The 2,140-nt window shown below is 76.4% G+C and carries 1 protein-coding gene and 1 pseudogene; both read left to right on the top strand.

Features of this window, described 5'->3' with window-relative positions; translation table 11 throughout:
- Positions 1-144 precede the first annotated feature (144 nt).
- Positions 145-936, top strand: coding sequence for a serine/threonine protein kinase (locus tag ACEPPI_RS40360; RefSeq protein ID WP_373920219.1), 792 nt, complete (start codon positions 145-147; stop codon positions 934-936).
- 13 nt (positions 937-949) lie between these two features.
- A pseudogene (locus ACEPPI_RS40355) lies at positions 950-1,996 on the top strand (serine/threonine-protein kinase); the annotation flags it as partial.
- Positions 1,997-2,140: the final 144 nt, after the last annotated feature.

Raw genomic sequence — 2,140 nt, 5'->3', positions numbered from 1 at the left:
CGCGGCGCCGACGACGCGGTCGGCCGGGCCGCGCGGGACGGCAGGCAGGGCTACGAAAGCAGCCAAAGCACCTCCGGAAGCCCCCGTCCGGCCTGTGTACCCTTCGCCGCGTGACGACCGGTGACACGGAGCGAGGAGGGGGCAGTGAGCGGGGTACTGATCCACCTGCCGCGGGGCAGCGGTGACGCGGTGACCCTGCGGCTGGGCCCGGGGGAATCGGCGCGCTTCGGCCGGGGCTCCGAGACCACCCCCGTCGAACTCCGCCTCGTCGACGCGGCGATCTCCCGGCTCGCCGGGGAGATCCGGGTGACGGACGACCACTGGCAGCTCAGCAACCACAGCACGACCCAGAGCTACCTGGTGGAGAACCCGGAGGGGGCCGGCGAGTACCTGCGGGTGCCGCCGCGCCGGGCCGGGGCACCGATCCCCTTCGAGTTCTCCCGGGTCGTGCTGCCCACCCGCGGGCAGGCCACGGTCTCCTTCCAGGTGTTCGCGCCCGACCACGTCTACCTGGACCCGGCCGGTACGGGCGGCTCCTGGGGGAGCCCCACGGTCACGGCGTACTCCCTCGACGAGACGGCCATCTATTTCCTCGTGCTGGTCGCGCTCTGCGAACCGCGGCTGCGCGACGAGTCCCCGGTCGCGGTGCCCACCACCCCCGAGATCGTCGAGCGGCTCGCGGGACTGCCGGGCTGCGCGCAGCTGACGGCCCGCGCGGTCACCTCGCACATCGACTACCTCGCCGACGAGAAGACGCGGATCAGCGCCCCCGCCGAGACCGGCCCCGGCAGGGGCCCCCGGCGCAACGGCAAGCGGGAGACGCTCGTCGGACTCGCGCTGCGGTTCGGGCTGGTGCGGGAGAAGCACCTCGCGCTGCTGCCGCCCCGGGCCGGAGGAGGAGAGGGTGCAGCGCCCGGCCGACGCCTCGGGAAGTGACCGCGGCGAACCGCTGCCGCGCGGCCACCGCGTCGGAGCGTGGGAGGTCACCGGCCCGATCGGGGCCGGCGGCTGGGCAACGGTCCATGCGGGCCGCAGGGCCGCCGACGCCACGGCGGACTCGCCGCACACGCCACGTACGACCGGCCCGGCGGCCACGCCCGGCACGACCGCTACGACCGGCCCGCCGGCCACGCCCGGCACGACGGCGACGCCCGCCACCCCCCGCACCGCGGGCGCGGCGGACGGAGGCCCGCCCGGGGAGGTCGCACTGAAGGTCTTGCCGACCGGCGGCCTCGCACCCCGCCAGGCCCGCGCGATCGCCGAATCCGCCCGGCGCGAGGTCGAGCTCGCCCGCCGGGCCGGACACCCCCGGCTGATCCGCCTGCTCGACTCCTTCGTGCTGAGCGAACCCGGCCACCCGTACCTGGACGGCGCGATCGTGCTGGTGATGGAGCGGGCCGAACGCAGCCTGCGCGACCGGCTCGCCGCCCCGGTGACCGCCGCCGAAGGGGCCCGTCTGATCACCGGGATCTGCGAGGGACTGGCCCACCTGCACCGCAGCGGCTGGGTCCACGGGGACCTCAAACCGGACAACGTCCTGCTGATGCCGGACGGCTCGGTCAAGCTCGCCGACTTCGGCCTCGCCACCGAACTGACCGGCACCCACGGCACCCACGGGTACGCGCCCCCGATGGGCACCCTGGACTACCTCCCGCCCGAGCGCCGACGGGCCCCGCTCGGCGAACACGGCGTCCAGGTACGGCCCAGCGCCGACGTCTGGGCGCTGGGCATCGTGATCCACGAGGTGTTCGCGGGCGGCGCCCCGCCCTTCCCGGGCGCCACCTCGATGGCGCGCGCCGCGGCGGCCCAGGAGTACGCCGAGGGCCGCGCCGCGCTCCGCACCGACCACGCGCTACCGCCGTTCTGGCGCGAGCTGGCCGCCGACTGCCTGGCGCCCACCCACGAGGCCCGCGCCGCGCACACCGCCGAGACCCTGCTCCGGCGCATCGCCGCCGAACGGCCGGCACAGGGCCCGGGGGGGGGGGGGGGGGGCGGGGGGGCCCCCCCCCCCCCCCCCCCCCCCCCCCCCCCGCCCCGCTCGGTCAGAGGTACTGGCCGGTATTCGCCACCGTGTCGATGGAGCGTCCGGTGTCCGCGCCCTGCTTTCCGGTGACGAGGGTGCGGATGAATACGATCCGCT

The sequence above is a fragment of the Streptomyces sp. AB3(2024) genome, assembly GCF_041862025.1.
Classification (GTDB): Bacteria; Actinomycetota; Actinomycetes; order Streptomycetales; family Streptomycetaceae; genus Streptomyces.
This window is presented reverse-complemented; position numbering and strand designations above follow the sequence as displayed.